This is a genomic window from Frondihabitans sp. 762G35 (assembly GCF_002074055.1).
Lineage (GTDB): Bacteria > Actinomycetota > Actinomycetes > Actinomycetales > Microbacteriaceae > Frondihabitans.
On the sequence record NZ_CP014619.1, the window covers coordinates 1,224,073 to 1,242,032 of the forward strand.

At 69.1% G+C, this 17,960-nt stretch carries 12 protein-coding genes; 7 read left to right on the top strand and 5 right to left on the bottom strand.

Annotated features, from left to right (window positions below; all coding sequences use genetic code 11):
- Positions 1-105 precede the first annotated feature (105 nt).
- Positions 106-690, bottom strand: coding sequence for a hypothetical protein (locus AS850_RS05945; protein ID WP_123955458.1), 585 nt, complete (start codon positions 688-690; stop codon positions 106-108).
- Positions 691-1,401: 711 nt separating this feature from the next.
- Entirely contained in the window at positions 1,402-4,272 is a 2,871-nt protein-coding gene (locus tag AS850_RS05950) for an LPXTG cell wall anchor domain-containing protein (RefSeq protein WP_164088400.1), read from the bottom strand.
- Positions 4,273-4,691: 419 nt separating this feature from the next.
- On the opposite strand from AS850_RS05950, the gene AS850_RS05955 reads away from it, so the two are divergent.
- The 3 genes from AS850_RS05955 (at position 4,692) to AS850_RS16275 (ending at position 9,651) form a co-directional block, all read left to right on the top strand.
- Positions 4,692-5,474: a DUF5819 family protein gene (locus AS850_RS05955; protein ID WP_123955460.1), complete on the top strand. Its 783-nt coding sequence runs from the start codon at positions 4,692-4,694 to the stop codon at positions 5,472-5,474.
- Between the two features lie 35 nt (positions 5,475-5,509).
- Positions 5,510-6,652 carry an HTTM domain-containing protein gene (locus tag AS850_RS05960; RefSeq protein ID WP_164088401.1) on the top strand — a complete coding sequence of 381 codons (1,143 nt, stop codon included), beginning with the start codon at positions 5,510-5,512 and terminating at the stop codon, positions 6,650-6,652.
- 113 nt (positions 6,653-6,765) lie between these two features.
- The gene (locus AS850_RS16275) at positions 6,766-9,651 is read left to right on the top strand and encodes a hypothetical protein (RefSeq protein ID WP_123955461.1); all 2,886 of its coding nucleotides are present in this window, start codon (positions 6,766-6,768) and stop codon (positions 9,649-9,651) included.
- Positions 9,652-10,032: 381 nt separating this feature from the next.
- Here the strand turns inward: AS850_RS16275 and AS850_RS05975 are convergent, their stop codons facing one another.
- On the bottom strand, positions 10,033-10,842 hold the full coding sequence (locus AS850_RS05975; RefSeq protein WP_119868289.1) for a formate/nitrite transporter family protein: 810 nt from the start codon (positions 10,840-10,842) through the stop codon (positions 10,033-10,035).
- 55 nt (positions 10,843-10,897) lie between these two features.
- Positions 10,898-12,097: a DUF2254 domain-containing protein gene (locus tag AS850_RS05980; RefSeq protein ID WP_119868290.1), complete on the bottom strand. Its 1,200-nt coding sequence runs from the start codon at positions 12,095-12,097 to the stop codon at positions 10,898-10,900.
- 198 nt (positions 12,098-12,295) lie between these two features.
- On the opposite strand from AS850_RS05980, the gene AS850_RS05985 reads away from it, so the two are divergent.
- The 4 genes from AS850_RS05985 (at position 12,296) to AS850_RS06000 (ending at position 17,185) form a co-directional block, all read left to right on the top strand.
- Entirely contained in the window at positions 12,296-13,243 is a 948-nt protein-coding gene (locus AS850_RS05985; RefSeq protein WP_119868291.1) for an AraC family transcriptional regulator, read from the top strand.
- Positions 13,244-13,360: 117 nt separating this feature from the next.
- On the top strand, positions 13,361-15,169 hold the full coding sequence (locus AS850_RS05990) for an FAD-dependent oxidoreductase (RefSeq protein WP_119868292.1): 1,809 nt from the start codon (positions 13,361-13,363) through the stop codon (positions 15,167-15,169).
- Positions 15,166-16,269: a maleylacetate reductase gene (locus AS850_RS05995; RefSeq protein ID WP_119868293.1), complete on the top strand. Its 1,104-nt coding sequence runs from the start codon at positions 15,166-15,168 to the stop codon at positions 16,267-16,269. Before AS850_RS05990 ends, AS850_RS05995 begins: the two co-directional genes overlap by 4 nt.
- Positions 16,270-16,285: 16 nt before the next feature.
- A complete protein-coding gene (locus AS850_RS06000; RefSeq protein WP_119868294.1) occupies positions 16,286-17,185 on the top strand; it encodes an intradiol ring-cleavage dioxygenase in 900 nt (299 codons plus the stop codon).
- Here the strand turns inward: AS850_RS06000 and AS850_RS06005 are convergent.
- On the bottom strand, positions 17,182-17,958 hold the full coding sequence (locus AS850_RS06005) for an IclR family transcriptional regulator domain-containing protein (RefSeq protein WP_119868295.1): 777 nt from the start codon (positions 17,956-17,958) through the stop codon (positions 17,182-17,184). The genes AS850_RS06000 and AS850_RS06005 overlap by 4 nt on opposite strands.
- Between the last annotated feature and the right edge of the window lie 2 nt (positions 17,959-17,960).

Here is a 17,960-nt window from a genome sequence, read left to right on the forward strand (position 1 = left end):
GGAGCCCTGCGGTGCGGCTGCCGAGTGACGGGCGATTCGCCGGTCGGTGCCACGGTCGGCGTGGGTCGGGCCCGACGGGGGCACGAAGGCCACCCGGACCCCCCGTCATCCGGACACGTCTTTGAGAAGCGACGCCAGGAGACGCGGGATCTGCGATCGATTCCGCGGCGAGGCGAAATCATCCAGGGGCAAGGGGATGGTGGCGCCCGCATATCGGGCGATCATGCTCAGATTCCCCGGCCAGGGGTCCTGTGTCGAGATGGGGGCCGGCGATGACACGAGTTCGATGGCGGAGAGCGTTCCCCTCCCGAAGACGTACCCGTGGGTCAGTAATTCGCCCGAGTGCGACGGAGTCAGAACGAGTCGGACAACCCGTCGAGGCGTGAAAGCGACGATCTGCCAGTCTCGGTCCTCCAGCAGGGAACTCGTCACGTAGTCGAGCTCTTCACCCTGACTGAGCGCGAGGAGAGCTGCCACCGTCGCCAATTGCCATTTCGGAATCGACTCGTTCTCGATGCACTGGGTCGACCACGCGGACTTGGTGGAGGACTCCGTGATCCTCTTGTGAATCTGAACTGCCTGTTCTCGAGCGGATGGCGTCGACGACATCAAAAACCTTTCCAGATGGATCTCCACGCCGAGGCGTGCACGAGGACCACCCGATCCCTGTCTGCCGAGTCCCTCGATCATCGCTCGGCGGTGGTGAGCGCCGCCGCGGCGAGAGAGACGGTCAGGGTGAGGTGGTGATTCATGACACGATCACGCGCGTGACATGCGGTGACGTGTCCGAGTGAACACCACACGGACGGCGGACATCGACACTGTGATGTCCTCGTATGGCGCGGAATCCCGAGAGTGACGCATCGGGATTCGTTCCGTGAGAAGAGCGCTCGCCCTTCGGTTGTTGCTAGGTCGTCTACCTTCCGACCGATGAGAGGAGGCGATCCTGCTCGGGGTGGTTGGCTCCCCGTCTTTTTGACACTTTCGAACACATCATCATGACTCCCGATCCGGGCCCCCAGATGGCCCTTGTACCCCATCCGGCCTTCGCGGCTTCGTGTAGGTGTGCGAAGGATGTCTTCTTCCAGCGTGAAGCGCAAGCAATATTAATCTGCGGCACACGCGCTCGATCGCTCTTGGGGGAGACGCATGGAGCCGCGTCCCGTTACCCGCGCCGCGCTTCTGCCCCGGAATTCCGGGAGAGAGGAGCATCTCCCGGGTTTTCCGTCTCCCGGTCGGGGTCGAGACAGGTTCCTGTGTGTGTCCGAAAAAAACTTGTCTCTGCTGCCCGCGATATTCCGTCGAAGGATACTGCTGTGCAATGCTCAGTTTCAACTGGGGTACAGGAATCAGGTCGTCGTTCGAGTATCGGCGATGGCAGAGATCGGGGCCGCGATGACGTCAGCGCGGATCCCGTCGCCTCCTGATGAGGAGGACGGCGCCGAGTCCGAGAAGAAGCAAGGCTCCGATCGCCAGCGGCGCGACTCCTCGGGATCCGGTGAACGCCAGAACAGGTTCGTTCGGTGGCGCCGGCTGGGGAGTCGGGAGTCCTATCACGGGAATCGAGGCCACGAGGCCCGTCCGATTGTTCTCCGGGACGGGGTCGTCGGTCAGGCTCGTCACCGTGGCACTGTTGCGGAGGATGGTCCCTGCGACGACGGCCGAGCTCACGCCTGTCGTCAGGATGACCGTCGTCGTCTCGCCGGGGAGCAGTGATCCGAGCGAGCATTCGGCGACGTTTCCGATGGTCGAATTGCCGGAGGGGACGCAGACCGAGGGGACCGAACCCGTGAACGTCAGACCCTGTGGCACGGCGTCGGTCGCCAGGACGTCCTGCGCGGTCGATGGCCCGCGGTTGGTCACCGTGATCGTCCAGTCGGTGCTCCCGTCGGCAACCGGAGCCACCATTGCAGCCGACTTCGTGATGGAGAGGTCGGCTACAGGGTCGACCAGGGGTTCCGGGGGGAACACCATCTCCGACGGGCTGATAGTCCCGGATGTGGACATGGATCCTGAAGCCACGTTGCCGAGATCGGACCCGTCACCGATGTAGCTCGGATCGAGCCGGACGGTGAAGGTGAACGATCGTTTCCCTCCGGGGGCGAGAGGTGGTCCGACTCCGGCGCAGACGACCCGTTGTCCCTCGGCGGTGCATCCCGACGCGGATGACTGGAAGAGGATTCCCCCGGGGAGGTTGTCGATGGCACCGACGTCGGCGGCCGCTGAAGGGCCCTGGTTGGCGACGGAGATGGTGTAGGTGAAGCTCTCTCCCGGGACGAGCGAGGTCGCCGGAGGGATCAGGGACACGCTCTGATCCGTCGTGAGGTCGGCGCGCGGAGCTGCCAGTGGCGGAGGGGGAGCGGGTGCCGACGGGGGTGAGGCGCCGGGCGTCGTCGACGTTCCGGATGCCACGTTGAGGAGGTCCTCACCGGTACCGGTGTAGGAAGCCGCCAGCTTCACGACGAAGGTGAACGCGGTCGATTCACCGACCGCGAGACGCTCGCTCGAGGCGCAGGTGACGAGCTGTCCCGATGCCGTGCACCCGTCTCCGGACGACACGAACGCGAGGGGGTCGGGAAGTCGATCCGAGGCGCCCACGTCCGTGGCGTAAGACGGCCCGCCGTTCCTGACGGTCACGGTGTACGAGTAAGTCTCGCCGGGGGCGACCGAGGCACCGGTCCCGATCACGGCGGCGACCTTCGTGGTCGTCAGCGCTGCGCGGGGAACGATGGTCGGTGGGAAGACCGTGGGTGAGGATGTCGACGTGCCGGGCGTGCGGGACGTCGCGGTGGCGATGTTGCCGAGGTCGGTACCGTCTCCGACGTAGGCGGGGTTGAGCCGCACCGTGAACCTGAAGCTCCTGCCCTCTCCGGGAAGCGTCGCGCCGTTCGATGTGCACCTCACCTCCTTGCCCGTTGCCGAGCAGCCGTCGGGAGACGAGACGAAGTCGATTCCTTCTGGCAGCGCGTCGGAGACTCCGACATCCGTCGCCGTGGAGGGCCCGGTGACGCCGGCTCGGAGCGTATAGGTGAAGTCCTCGCCCGGGGCCAATTCGGTGGCCGAAGGAAGGAGAGCCGCTGACTTGGTCGTCGTCAGCGAGGCGTCCTGTTCGATCTGCGTCGAGACGGACCCTCGGTTGTTGGCGAGGTCGGTGTCGGCGCGGTCGACGGGGGCGGTCACGATCGCCGTGTTGGTCAAGGCTTGCGGCGCCAGCGAGGGATCTGCCCTTCCACGGATCGAGTAGACGACGGATGCACCGCCGGGAAGGTCTGCCGTGGTGGCTATGTCCTGGCCTGTTCCGGCATCGCTGGCGCACGTTCCGCCGTCGGGAGAGGTGCAGGTCCAGGTGACGCCCGTGATTCCGGCGGGGATGGCATCGGCGATGGCAGCGCCCGTGACGGGATACGGACTCGCGTTCGTCGCCGTGACGGTGTACCCGATGTCCGTTCCGGCGACCGCGGTTACAGGGCCGGTCGTGGTGATCGCCAGGTCGGTCGGGACGTTCACCCGAAGATCGTCGATCTCGTGAGCGTTCGTCGCATCTCCTGTCGATCCCACGAATCCCAGTCGGAGCGTCGGCGGAAGAGCGGCTTGGTCGGGACCGGTGACGACCAGGTCTTTGAAGACGGGCTGCAGGCTCGTACCGGGACCTGTGTTCGAGAAGACGTCGAGAGCGATCGTCCCCGAAGGATCGGGTTGGACGATGACGCGAATCGTTCTCTCGCCGGCGCGGGAGCCCGTGGCCACGGAACCACCCGGCGCGACGGCTCCAGCGAGGTATCGGTAGCCGGATGTCCCGGTGCCTGAACCGCGTACCGCGATGCTGTTGCGGCTCTGACCGGGCCCCGTGCCCAAGAAATTCGGATCGCTGAAGGCGCCGTACTCGTCCAGACCGATTCCGACGAACGCCCCCGCCACACCAGGCTGATTACAGGGTGATCCGGTGGCGTTGTTGTTGACGCAGGCGTAGCCGAGACCCGCTCCGGGTGGTCCCACCGAGGCCGAGGCGGCCCCATCGGCCAGGAAGAACGACAATCCGTTGCCGCCGGATCCGCCATAGGTGGCGTATTGGAAAGTCACGTCGAGCCCGAGGCTCGAATCGAAGGCGTCGTCGGTCGTCCAGGATCCTGCCTGGGTCCGGGCGGAGGTGGTGAGCGACAGCCACCCGCCGCCCGTCGTGGCGGAGCCCGAGAGAGTGCCTCCGGCGGCGGAATCGAATGTCGTCTCAAACGGGAATCGGATCGCGGCTCGGGCCGATGAGGGGACAGCCAAGGCACCGATCATCAGCAGCGCACTCGTGACGACGACTGCTAACAAGCGATGGGTGAACGAGGCTCGACCCCGACCGGTCCGACCTGATTGGGTCACTTGTGAGCTCATGATGATCCCCTCGAACGTGTATTTCGCGAATCGGTATGTCTCGAACCAGCGGCAGTGCCACACCCACGAGAGGGGTGTCCAGGCACGCCGAGGAGGCGCTGAGGGCACGTCACCAGGCAGGCACCTGCCTCGGTTCGGATGACGCCCGATGCGTCGGGATGACTATGACACCGTGGCCGTCTGTGTCAAGAGCTGAGGCGGAAAACCTTGTTGTCGATTTCGGTGTTGACACGTCGTTTCGGGGGTGCCTACGTTGTGGCCCTCTCGCTCGACCTCTCTCGGGCGACAGGGGAGAGAACGGGCGGTCGAGCATGGAACACGGTCTGTATCGAGGCAGGTCGAAGACGGCGGTGCGAGTATTCGCGGTTGCGGCCGCGGCTCTGGCCGGCTGGCACATCTTCGCCCAGTTCCTGTGGATCGCGCCCCCCTCCCAACTTCGAGCGGTGGTGCCGGGAAACGCCCTGGAGCGCTATGAGATTCCGCTGTTCGGCCAGTCCTGGTCTGTCTTCGCCCCGGATCCGATCAACGGTGACTATCACTTCCTGGTGAGGGCGATCGTGCCGGATGGAACGAAGACCACCGTGACGAATTGGATCGACGCGACCGTCGCCGAGCACTCCCTGGGTCTCCACAACCTCCTCCCTCCCCGGGCTGCCAACCTCGCGGTCGAGCAGGCCTCCCGATACAAGACGGCCTACGACCGCCTGAATCCGGGACAGCGAAAGGCCGTCGGATACGGGTACTACCTCGGATCGACGTGGAACGCCCGCTACGCCCAGTCGATCACGGTCCTGGGCGGCAAGAACGATGCCTCGACTGCGGCGACGAGAACCTTCCTCGCGGAGGCCCTCCACACCGACTCGTACGCAACCCAGGCGGCCAAGGCTATCTGGGGATCGAAGGTGACGTACGTCCAGTTCCAGATCTATCGCCAGAACATCATCCCGTTCGCCGACCGGGATAAGGCGGGAGCGGTGCGCCCACCCAAGCAGATCGCGGCGACCGGGTGGCGAGGGCTGCATGAGTACGCAGGTCAATCGTCGGGTGACTTCGCAGCCGTCTTCGCGCCTCTCGCAGCGGAGGGGAGGCGCTGATGTTCGCACCCCGGCGCCGTCTGCCCGTGAGAATCGTGCGAACAGCGGGAGACCTGCTCGCGAGCCTGCTCTCCCTCGTCGGGCGACTCGTCACGAGAGCTCTTCGATTCTCGGAATCGTGGCTCCTCGGGCGGAAGAAGGCCCGCTATGGTCTCGCCGTCACCAGGATCATCGTCGGCCTCGTCGCATTCGTGCAACTCGCCGCCAACTGGTCGACGCGCTCGTACACCTGGGGTCCGGGCATGGCGTGGACGAGCCAACTCGGGTCTCCCGCCAGCGATCTTCCCCACGTGTGGTTCTTCTCGTTCTTCGACTCGATCAACGAATCCAGGGCGTCCTTCACCGCGGGCTACCTCCTCCTGGCCGCTCTGGCTCTCGTCATCGTGGCCGGCTGGCGAACGAAGATCGTCCTCCCGATCTTCCTGTGTCTCTGGGTGGGGTTCATCGACCTGAACAGCCTCGTGCACGACCAGGGAGACAACATCTACCGGATGCTCCTGATCTACCTCGTTTTCGCCGACACGTCGTCTCGATTCTCGGTCGACGCCCTGCTCCGGTCGCGGACCCCGGCGACGCTGCGAAACGCGACGCGAGCCGGAGCCCGATACGAGCCCTTCTCGAACATCCTCCACAACCTCGCCATCGTCGTCGTCACCATGCACGTCAGCTTCATCTACATGTCGGGCGCTCTGTACAAGGCCGAGGGTCAGACCTGGCAGAACGGCTACGCCATCTTCAATCCCCTGCACGTCATGAGATTCAGCAACTGGCCGGAACTCGCTGACTTCATCACGTCTCTCGGGCCTCTCGTCGTTGCCCTCTCGTGGGGGACCATCGTCATCCAGATGATGTTCCTCCCGATGCTCCTCAACCGGGTGACGCGCATCCTGGCGCTGATGGGGATCTTCGGATTCCACCTGGGCATCGCATTCTTCATGGGCTTGCCCTTCTTCTCGTTCGCGATGGTCGCCATCGACTCGATCTTCATCCGCGACGCGACATGGCGGAAACTGCGGACGGCGATCCGACGTGCCTGGCTGAAACATGCTGATCCTCCGCTCGTGGACTCCCGACCTGTGCTCGACGCCTCCGGACTCCCGCTCCCCGTCCCGAAGTCTCGCGTGACGGAGAAGGTCCCGGAGGCGAACGAGCCCGCCGCCGATCTGGTTCGGCTCTGAGGCACCGATCATGCCGAGCCCCTCCGAACGATCTCGCCCAGCCGGCAGCTCATCGCCGTGCATCCTCATCGACACACCCACGTATCACTCGCAGAAGTAAGGACGCCTAGACCGTGTCAACACACATGATGAAGAGCCGCCGGATGCGGCCGTGGGCCGTGCTCGTCACCGCCTCCGTTGCGACGCTCACGATCCTCGGGCCGAGCTGGGCGAACGCAGCCGGGACGGGTGCGGTCGAGACGAGACGCATCATCACGAGCATCGCCCCCACGACGGGCATCCTCGACTCCAACGACGGTGCCGGCAACGCGCGAGTCACGGCGCAGTATCCGACTGCCGCCGAAGCCTTGGCACAGGCGTCGAGTCTCACGGTGCCCGCGGGCACCGAGATCGGCCCCATCACGAACGCTGCGGGTGAATGCCTCTACATCTCCGGATGGCAGGTGCTGACCCTGCCCGGGAACTTCGCGGCGATCGTCGGCAAGGTCGGTTGGGTCAACTGCGCGTCCGTGGTCGAGTCGTCGACCTCCTCCGGGCAGTGGCAGTCGCTCGCCACGTTCAACGGATACCCGCGCTACGGAACACCCTCCCTGCGCGCGCCGAACCCGAGTGCTCCAGCCACAATCTTCACGGGGAGCTATCTGTCCCAGGGTGGCGCTCTCATCGGCGGGGCCATTCCCAATGCCGTTCCCTCAGCCCCGGATCCCGATCCGGGAAACGCCAATGCCGCCGCGTCAGCGGCGGCTGCGGCGCAAGCCGACTCCAATTCCAATGCCGTCGCGGAGGCGGCTGCCATAGCAGCTGCCCTCGCCGACGCTTCGACGACGGCGTCGGCCGCGGCGGACACCACCGCGAACGCGGCGGCACAAGCCGCCGGGACGCAACTGGCCGATGCGTCGACGGATGCGTCGAGCACCGCGACGACGGCAGCGAATGCGGCGGCTCAGGTCGCGGCGAACGCGGCGGCGAATGCGGATAACACGTCGAACACGAACGCGGCGGCGTCGTCGACGGCGACGGCGAACGCGTCGTCGGCGGCGGAGGCTGCGGCGTTGGCGAATGCGAGCACGACGGCGTCGAGTACTGCGGGCACGGATGCGAACGCGGCGGCGGCGGCGAATGGGAACGCGGCAGCGTCGGCGGCGGCGTCGGCGCAGGCGGATTCGAACGCGAATGCGGGCGCTCAGGCGGCGGCGGTCGCGGCGGCGTTGGCGGATGCGACGACGACGGCGTCGGCGGCGTCGGATGCGACCGCGGCGGCGGCAGCGCAGGCGGCGGCGACCGCTCAGGCGTCGACGGATGCGTCGAGCACCGCGCAGGCGACGGCGAATGCGGCGGCTCAGGTCGCGGCGAACGCGGCGGCGAATGCGGATAACACGTCGAACACGAACGCGGCGGCGTCCTCGACGGCGACGGCGAACGCGTCGTCGGCGGCGGAGGCTGCGGCGTTGGCGAATGCGAGCACGACGGCGTCGAGTACTGCGGGCACGGATGCGAACGCGGCGGCGGCGGCGAATGGGAACGCGGCAGCGTCCGCGGCGGCGTCGGCGCAGGCGGATTCGAACGCGAATGCGGCCGCTCAGGCGGCGGCGGTCGCGGCGGCGTTGGCGGATGCGACGACGACGGCGTCGGCGGCGTCGGATGCGACCGCGGCGGCGGCAGCGCAGGCGGCGGCGACCGCTCAGGCGTCGACGGATGCGTCGAGCACCGCGCAGGCGACGGCGAATGCGGCGGCTCAGGTCGCGGCGAACGCGGCGGCGAATGCGGATAACACGTCGAACACGAACGCGGCGGCGTCCTCGACGGCGACGGCGAACGCGTCGTCGGCGGCGGAGGCTGCGGCGTTGGCGAATGCGAGCACGACGGCGTCGAGTACTGCGGGCACGGATGCGAACGCGGCGGCGGCGGCGAATGGGAACGCGGCAGCGTCGGCGGCGGCGTCGGCGCAGGCGGATTCGAACGCGAATGCGGCCGCTCAGGCGGCGGCGGTCGCGGCGGCGTTGGCGGATGCGACGACGACGGCGTCGGCGGCGTCGGATGCGACCGCGGCGGCGGCAGCGCAGGCGGCGGCGACCGCTCAGGCGTCGACGGATGCGTCGAGCACCGCGACGACGGCAGCGAATGCGGCGGCTCAGGTCGCGGCGAACGCGGCGGCGAATGCGGATAACACGTCGAACACGAACGCGGCGGCGTCGTCGACGGCGACGGCGAACGCGTCGTCGGCGGCGGAGGCTGCGGCGTTGGCGAATGCGAGCACGACGGCGTCGAGTACTGCGGGCACGGATGCGAACGCGGCGGCGGCGGCGAATGGGAACGCGGCAGCGTCGGCGGCGGCGTCGGCGCAGGCGGATTCGAACGCGAATGCGGGCGCTCAGGCGGCGGCGGTCGCGGCGGCGTTGGCGGATGCGACGACGACGGCGTCGGCGGCGTCGGATGCGACCGCGGCGGCGGCAGCGCAGGCGGCGGCGACCGCTCAGGCGTCGACGGATGCGTCGAGCACCGCGACGACGGCAGCGAATGCGGCGGCTCAGGTCGCGGCGAACGCGGCGGCGAATGCGGATAACACGTCGAACACGAACGCGGCGGCGTCGTCGACGGCGACGGCGAACGCGTCGTCGGCGGCGGAGGCTGCAGCTCTGACGAACGCGAGCACGAACGCCTCGGGAACCGCGAGTCCGGACTCGGCACAGAGCCGCAGTACCGCCATCTCGGACGCGATCGCCACGGGCGCCTCGCAGGCGTCGTCATCGGCATCAGCGACATCCACTTCCAGCGCGAACGGAGCGGGGACCGTCGACCCGGCGGCGGCCAACGCCGCCGGGAGCAGTTCCGGAAGCGGTGGCGCCCTGGCCTTCACGGGGTCGAGCGTCCCGTTCCTGGTCGCCGGCCTGGCGGTAGGTCTCCTCGGGCTCGGTCTCGCGATCGTTTCCCTGGATCGCAGGCGACGCTCGCGCGGAGTGGTCTCCGCAGGGAGAGACGAGGCCGAGGATGTGTTCTAGGCGGGCATGGTCGTCCGCCGGTCTGCTCGGAGAAGCCCGGAACACTGGGCCGGTGATCACGATCGTCCATCGGCCCAGCTCCGGCCGGGTCGCCCTCCACCGCCGAAGGATGACGGACTCTTCCGAGCAGTCGAAACCGCCACCCGGATCCGGGTGACATGGATGTGGCTGGAATGCGGGCCTCGCTCCGGCGCGCCATCTCAGGCGTCAGAGAGTCGCGGATCCTGCGAGCGGAATCTCGGGTAATGGTTCCCTTCCAGCCACTTGCGAGGATCTCTCCCGACCGGGAGCCTCGCGCCCCCGCCGACACCATCTGGGAGTGTCGGCCTGTCCCCGACCGGGAAGGATCTCGCACGATCCGATCCCGGTCGGGGACTCTCCTCACCCGTTCTCGCGCCGCCGCTCGTCGACGAGGTCCTTGGTCCGCAGGAGCCGGAGCGCCGTCACGAGAAGCAGCCCGCCGAGGATGTTGAACAGCAGCGTGTAGCCGAACCACCCGAGCCACTGCCCGTAGGTGATGTCGGTGCCGGCCTGGATGGCGCCGAAGATCAGCAGGGAGTCGAGGATCGAGTGGAAGAGCTGGAGCCCGGCGAGGAGGAATCCGCCGACGACCGCCGCCACGATCTTGGCGGGGTCCGACTCGGTGCCCTGCTGCATCCGGGTCATCAGGGTGATCGTGCTCCCGCCGAGGACCGCGAGGACCACGGTCTGGAGGGAGAAGGGCGCGTCGACGAAGTGGTGCGCCGACTCGGCGAGGGTCTCGTGCCACTCGGGGAAGGCCTGCACGATCAGCCACATGAAGAGCCAGCCGCCGGCGAGATTCGCCACGAGCGTTCCGGCCCAGAGGGTGATCAGCTGCCGGACGTTCCCCTCGCGGGCGACGAGGGCGGCGATCGGGAGGAGGAAGTTCTCGGTGAAGAGCTCGGAGTGGGCGAGCAGGAGCGCGATGAGTCCGACGCTGAACGCGAGCCCGGCGAGGAGGTGGTTCCCGGTCTCGGTGAGGACCGCGAGCAGGGCCATGATGCCGACGCCGACCTCCAGGCCGCCGAAGAAGCCCGTGATCAGGATGGTGCCGAGGGTCCGGTGCAGCCGTTCGGCTCCGGCCTCGACGGTGCTGTCGAAGGAGTCCTGGAGGTCGTCCTCGATCGGGGCGTCGGAGTCGCCGAGTTCGCGTCGTTTCTCTTCGCTCATGGTGCTGCTCCTCGGGAACGGGTGATGTCGGGGTCGGCGCCGGGATCGTCGGCGGCTAATGGAGGGTGTCGAGTGCCCGGTCGAGGACGGTCGCGGTGGAACCGCTCGCCGACTGGCGCAGGCGTCCTGCCAGGCGCCGGGCGGCGTCGACGACGAGCGGATGGTCGAGGCCGTAGACGGCCACGCCCTCGAAGAGGTCCTGCAGCAGGTCGTCGGGAGCGGGCCAATGCAGGTTCACGCGAACGGTACCGTCCTCGTCCGCGAGGGTGGTCGCCGCCGCGGGCCTCGTCATGAGGGGCACGAGCGCCGTTCCCGCGAGGTCGAGCGCGGTGACGGCGGTGTAGGGGTCGTTGGTCCCGGACGCGAGACCTCGGACGGCGATCTCGACGAGTTGCTGCAGGGCGAAACGGACGTCCTGGTGGGGAGTGCGACCCGTTCCGATCGTGATGGCGGACTTGACGCTGCCGGCGACGTCGGCCGCCCTGTCCGCGGGTCGGACCCGGACCAGGGGATCGCCCGGGATCACGAACTCGCCGGGCATCGCCGCGACGTCCAGGACGCATCCCGCGCGGGTGGCTGCTCGTCGCAGTCCGACGAGATCGACATGCTGGACGTAGCCGTCGCTCTCGGTGGCCACCGCAGCGGTGTCGGTCGAATCGATGTCGACCGCGTCGACGGTGCGCCCGTCCGGGCGAGCGGGATAGACCGAGTCGATGGCGCCGATGAGGTCCGCCTGCACTCTTTTCTGCAGCGTGGAGATCTGGACGGAGTCGGCGATGTGGTGGATGAAGAACACCAGCACCGCCACGTCCAGGATGCCGATCAGGACGGCCGTGTGGACGGCGATCGTGGGCACGAACCCGGAACCGCCGTCGGACTCGGAACGAACCGAACGGAGGACCACCAGCGCGTAGAGGAAGGTCGACGTGAAGACCGCGAGGACGAGCTGGTTCGCTCGATCGGCCAGGAAGTTCCGAACGAGTCGGGGGCCGTACGTCGAGGACGTCGTGGCGAGCACCGAGATCGTGATCGAGAACGAGGTGCCGGCGACGGTCAGCATCGACGTGCCGATGCTCGAGAGGATGCTCCGGGCGGCCGACGCGCTCAGGGCGTCGAGGAAAGCGACACGGGTGCCGTCGTCGATCAGTACCCGGTCGACCGCCACCAGCGCCTCGGCGAGGACGATGGAGAGGAGCCCGAAGACGGCCGGGAGGAACCAGAAGGACTCCCGCGCGCGCAGGAGGAAGGAGCGCACTCAGGCCACCCGCTCACGGGACGACCGGTGCGGCGACGGTGGGAGCATGCGCTCACTGTAGGGCGGACGGAGGACGGGCGCCCGATCGCCCCGCGGGCGGCACGACGTGACGTCTCGCACGCGCTGACCTACAGTGACACGGGAGGGCGTCCCCAGGGAGGGGCGGTCCTCCTCCCGACACAGCGAAGTGGGCGTTCCATGCAGGCAACGACGTTCTCGACGCGTCACGTGACGTCCGGGGATCCGGTCGCGGAGTGGGAGGCGCACAACGCCCGATCGCTCGTCGGTCTCTCCTGCCTCACCCCGCGCTCGGGCCGCTTCGACGCCGTCGAGACGAACGCCCGGCTCGGGTCGTTCGACGTCGCCCACGTCGTCGCCACACCGCACGCCGTCGCCCGCCGGACGAGTCACATCGCCGGCGCCGCGGCCGGGGACTCCGTTCTCTACCTGACCCGTCGGGGCTCGTCGACGCTGACCAGCCGCTGGGGGAGCATCCGGCAGGATCCCGGTTCGATCACCCTCTGCCCGATCGCCGAGCCGTTCTCCCGTCGGTTCGCCGAGGGGGTCGACGAGCTCGTCGTCCGGATCCCTCACGCGGTGGCGGAGACCGTGGCGTCGTCCGAGTCGCCCGCTCGGGTCCGCCTCGTGGACGGCGGCCGACGCTCCGGGACGACGCCGGCGTCCCGCTCGCTGGACCGCTTCCTCGGCGCCGCGCTGGCCGCGCCCGACCGCGCGAGTGCGACCGAGACCGCGGCCGAGCTCACCACCCGGCTGCGGCTCCTGCTGACCCCCGGTTTCGACAGGAGCGCCGAGGGGCGCCGCTTCGTGATCGTCGACCACGTCGACGAGCACCTGCACGACCGCGAGCTGACCGTCGAGAGCGTCGCCGCGAGCCAGGGCCTCTCCGAGCGGCAGGTCAGGCGCCTCTTCGCCGGAACGGGAGCGGGCCTCGCCGAGACGATCCTCGGCCGCCGTCTCGACCTCGCCCACCGGATCCTGCGGGGCGAGGAGGACGGCCCCGCGACGGTCGCCGGTGTCGCCGATCGGTGCGGCTTCGCGTCGCACGCCCATTTCACCCGGGCGTTCCGCGCCCGGTTCGACCGGCGCCCCGTCGACGTCCTGTCGGAGCGCCTCGCCGCCGTTTGATCATTCCGGACATCTCGCGCCGGATCCGGCCGGTTCCGTCCGCCTCCACGCCCGCGCAGGCGATACTCGTCCGCGAGACCACGACGACGTGGCCCGAACGCGCGAAGGGCTGTTCCCATGGCGACTTTCCACGACGGCATTGCCGACACCACCCTCCCCGACGACCGGGGCGGGCCGGTCCTGACCGACGTCCTGATCGTCGGATCGGGACCCGCGGGTGCGTCCGCCGCCCTCGCGCTCTCGACGCTGGGCATCGCGAACACGATGATCACCAAGTACCGCTGGACCGCCAACACGCCGCGCGCGCACATCACGAACCAGCGCTCGATGGAGTTCTTCCGCGACATGGGCATCGAGGAGCAGGTCAAGGCCGAGTCGACCCCGCACGAGATGATCGGCGACACCGTCTTCTGCACGTCGCTGGCGGGGGAGGAGATCGGCCGGATCCTGACCTGGGGCACCAGCCCCGCCCGTCACGCGGACTACGTGGCCGCGTCGCCGACCCTCAACTGCGACGTGCCGCAGAACTACCTCGAACCGATCCTCGTGCGGAACGCCACCGCCCGCGGGACGCAGACGCGCTTCTCGAGCGAGTACCTCTCCCACACGCAGGATGCAGACGGCGTGACGGTGCAGGTCCTCGACCGCGTGACCGGCCGACCGTACGAGGTCCGGGCGAAGTACCTGATCGCCGCGGACGGGGCGCGCTCCAGGGTCGTCGCCGATCTCGACCTCCCGATGGAGGGGCGCATGGACATCGCAGGATCCATGAACATCACCTTCACCGCCGACATCCGGGAGCTCGTCGGCCACCGACCGAGCGTCCTGTACTGGGTGATCCAGCCGGGGTCGAACGTGGGAGGCATCGGCGCCGGCCTCGTGCGGATGGTCCGGCCGTGGAACGAGTGGCTGATCGTCTGGGGCTACGACATCGACGGTCCGGAGCCGCGCGTGGACGAGGCGGCCGCGACGGAGATCGTCCGGAACCTCCTGGGGGTGCCCGACCTCGAGGTGACCATCACCGGGACGTCGCTCTGGGGCAACAACGAGATGTACGCCACGCGCCTCCAGGAGGGGCGGGTGTTCGCCGCCGGCGATGCGATCCACCGGCACCCGCCGTCGAACGGTCTCGGCTCGAACACGTCGGTCCAGGACTCCTACAACCTCGCCTGGAAGCTCGCGGCCGTGATCCGCGGGCAGGCCGGCGAGGAGCTGCTCGACACGTACACGGCCGAGCGCGCACCCGTCGCCCGGCAGATCGTCCGGCGAGCCAACAAGTCGGGCCGGGAGTTCGGCGAGCTCTTCACGGCGCTCGGGGTCACCGATGCCAGGACGGAGGACGAGATGCGCGAGCAGATCGAGGAGAGGAAGGCGAACACCCCGCGCGGCGCCGCCAAGCGGAGGGCCATCACCGCCGCCATGGACCTCAAGAACTACGAGTTCAATGCGCACGGCGTCGAGCTCGGCCAGTTCTACGCGTCGAGCGCCGTCCTCTCCGACGGCTCGACGAAGCCCGAGCCGACCCGCGACCCGGAGCTCTACTACGAGACGTCGACGGTGCCGGGGTCGCCCCTGCCCCACGCCTGGGTCGGGGACTCCGCCCGGAAGCGCTCGACGCTCGACCTCGCTCCGAGCACCCGGTTCACCCTCTTCACCGGCATCGCGGGCCAGGCGTGGGCGGATGCGGCACCGGAGGTGGCGCGCGAGCTGGGCGTTCCCCTCGCCGCAGTCGTGATCGGGCCGGGGAGGGAGAACACCGACCTCTACTTCGACTGGGAGCGCCTGCGCGAGATCGACGAGGACGGCGTCCTGCTGGTCCGCCCCGACAAGATCATCGCCTGGAGGTCCACCTCCCTGGTGGACGATCCTCGCGACGCCCTCCTGTCCGCCCTGTCGACGATCCTCAGCCGGGCGTCCGATCGATGACGCTCTCCTTCACGCACGAGACCCGAGCCGGTCGAGTGCTCTTCGGCGCCGGTCTGGCCGTCGAGAACGTCGTCGCGGAGGTGCAACGGCTCGGCGCGGCCCGGGTGATGGTCGTCACCTCGGGCTCCCAGGCGGCGCTCGCCCGCTCCCTCGCCGACGTCATCCCGGTCGCCCTCACCTGGACCGACGTCGTGCAGCACGTCCCGCTCGAGACGGCGGCTCGGGCGCGACGAGCGGCGACCGAGGCGGGGATCGACGTCGTCGTCGCCGTCGGCGGAGGCTCGACGACCGGTCTGGCGAAGGCTATCGCGCTGACCACGGGCATCCCGATCGTCGCGGTCCCGACCACCTACGCGGGATCTGAGGCCACCGACGTCTGGGGCCTGACCGAGGACGGTCGCAAGACGACCGGCTCCGACCCGCGGGTCCTGCCGGTGGCGATCGTCTACGACGCGCAGCTCACGCGGGACCTCCCGGTCGGATTGTCGGTGGCGTCCGGCCTGAACGCGATCGCGCACTGCGTCGACTCGCTCTGGGCGCCGCGAGCCGACCCGATCAACGCCGCCCTGGCCACCGAGGGGATCCGGGCGCTCGCCGCAGGGCTCCGCGCCGTCGTCGCGACGGCCGACGACGCGGACGGCCGGGACCGGGCGCTCCTCGGCACCTACCTCGCCGCGACGGCGTTCGCCTCGGCAGGATCCGGGCTGCACCACAAGATCTGCCACGTCCTCGGCGGGACCTACGGGCTGCCCCACGCCGAGACGCACGCGGTCGTGCTGCCGTACGTGGCGGCGTTCACCCTGCCGGCCGCCCCGGCGGCCGAGCGTCGGCTCGCCGACGCTCTCGGCGCCTCGACCGGTCTCGGGGGTCTCGAGAGCCTCCGGCGCGACCTCCACGCTCCGACGGCTCTGCGCGACCACGGGTTCTCCGAGAGCGACATCCCGGAGGCCGCGCGCCTCATCGTGTCGGCCGTTCCGCCGTCGCACCCCCGCCCGGTGACGGAGGCCGTGCTCCGCGTGCTCCTGCGTGCCGCGTGGGCCGGAACCCCCGCGGACGACTTCGCGCACTCGGCGGACCTCGAAGCCGCCGTGAACCTCTGACAGAAAGGACGCCACCATGCTCGACGACGACACGCGGGATGCCCAGACGAAGCGGGAGGACGACCTGGTCGACACCGTGGTCGCCTCGTTCGCCGCGGCTCCCGATCCGCGCCTCCGGGAGGTCATGCAGTCTCTCACCCGGCATCTGCACGCCTTCGTCCGCGACGTCCGTCTCACCGAGGCCGAGTGGAACGCGGGGATCGCCTTCCTCACCGACGCCGGCCACATCACGGACGACCGGCGGCAGGAGTTCATCCTCCTGTCGGACGTGCTCGGCCTCTCGATGCAGACGGTCGCGATCAACAACGAGGCCCACGGCGACGCCACCGAGGCGACCGTGTTCGGGCCCTTCTTCGTCGGCGACGCGCCGCTGATCGAGAACGGCGGCGACATCGCCGGGGACGCCCCCGGGGAGGCCTGCTGGGTCGAGGGGAGCGTCCGCGACACCGAGGGAGCCCCGATCCCCGGTGCCCGCATCGAGGTGTGGGAGGCCGACGAGGACGGCTTCTACGACGTCCAGTACTCCGACGACCGGGTCGCCGGTCGCGCTCACCTGTTCTCGGACGAGGAGGGCACCTTCCGCTTCTGGGGGCTGACGCCGACGCCCTACCCGATCCCCGACGACGGTCCCGTCGGACGGCTCCTGGCCGCCGTCGGACGATCGCCCATGAGGGCGTCGCACCTGCACTTCATGGTCTCGGCGCCCGGGAGACGTACGCTCGTGACGCACATCTTCGTCCGGGGCGACGAGCTCCTCGCGAGCGACTCCGTCTTCGGCGTGAAGGAGTCGCTGATCATGGACTTCGACCGTCAGCGGGCGGGAGCGACGACGCCCGACGGTCGGGACCTCGGCGGGGCTCCGTGGTCGCGGACCCGGTTCGACATCGTCCTCGCGCCCTCGGCCGAGGAGCGCTAGGCCCCGGGACCCCGCTTCGTCGAGTCGCTCAGCGTCGTCGCCACCTCGAGCAGGGCGGGCAGGATGCGCTCCCGCATCGTCTCGAGCGACGTCGACGTCGACGTAGAGACGTTCACGGCGGCGAGCACGCGCCCGTCCCGCGCGCGGACCGGGGCCGCGATCGATCGGAGGCCCGCTTCGAGCTCGCCGTCGACCAGAGCCCAGCCCTGGCGCCTCGCGAGCAGGACGGCGTCGCGGACGAGGGCCGGCGAGGTGAGCGTCTTCGGCGTGAACGCCGTCGGCCTGAGCCGACCGAGACGCTCGTCGAGCTCCTCGTCGGTCAGCCCCGCGAGGAGCACGCGCCCCATGGACGTGGCGTGCGCCGGGAAACGCGTGCCGATGCTGATCCCGACCGACATGATCCTGCGCGTCGGCACCCGGACCACGTAGACGATGTCGTCGCCGTCGAGGACGGAGGCCGAGCTCGACTCCCCGACGTCGCGGGAGAGCGCCTCGAGGAGCGGCTGGGCGACCTCGGGCAGGCTCAGGCCGGAGAGGTAGCTGAACCCGAGCTCGAGCACGCGCGGGGTGAGGACGAACGTGCGACCGTCGCTCGCCACGTAGCCGAGGTCGACCAGCGTGTGGAGGAACCGGCGCACCGTCGCGCGGGCGAGACCGGTGCGCGTGGCGATCTCGCTCAGCGTCATCTCCCGGTGATCGGCGTCGAACGACGTGATCACCGTGAGGCCGCGCGCGAACGACTGGACGGGGGCGACGGTCGACTCGGGCGGCACGG

Excerpts from the sequence above, each read along its gene's own strand:
- AS850_RS05985 (WP_119868291.1), top strand. The coding sequence starts at position 12,296 with ATGCAGGCAACGACGTTCTCGACGCGTCACGTGACGTCCGGGGATCCG.
- AS850_RS05955 (WP_123955460.1), top strand. The coding sequence starts at position 4,692 with ATGGAACACGGTCTGTATCGAGGCAGGTCGAAGACGGCGGTGCGAGTA.
- AS850_RS05945 (WP_123955458.1), bottom strand. The coding sequence starts at position 690 with ATGATCGAGGGACTCGGCAGACAGGGATCGGGTGGTCCTCGTGCACGC.
- AS850_RS05995 (WP_119868293.1), top strand. The coding sequence starts at position 15,166 with ATGACGCTCTCCTTCACGCACGAGACCCGAGCCGGTCGAGTGCTCTTC.
- AS850_RS05990 (WP_119868292.1), top strand. The coding sequence starts at position 13,361 with ATGGCGACTTTCCACGACGGCATTGCCGACACCACCCTCCCCGACGAC.
- AS850_RS06000 (WP_119868294.1), top strand. The coding sequence starts at position 16,286 with ATGCTCGACGACGACACGCGGGATGCCCAGACGAAGCGGGAGGACGAC.
- AS850_RS05975 (WP_119868289.1), bottom strand. The coding sequence starts at position 10,842 with ATGAGCGAAGAGAAACGACGCGAACTCGGCGACTCCGACGCCCCGATC.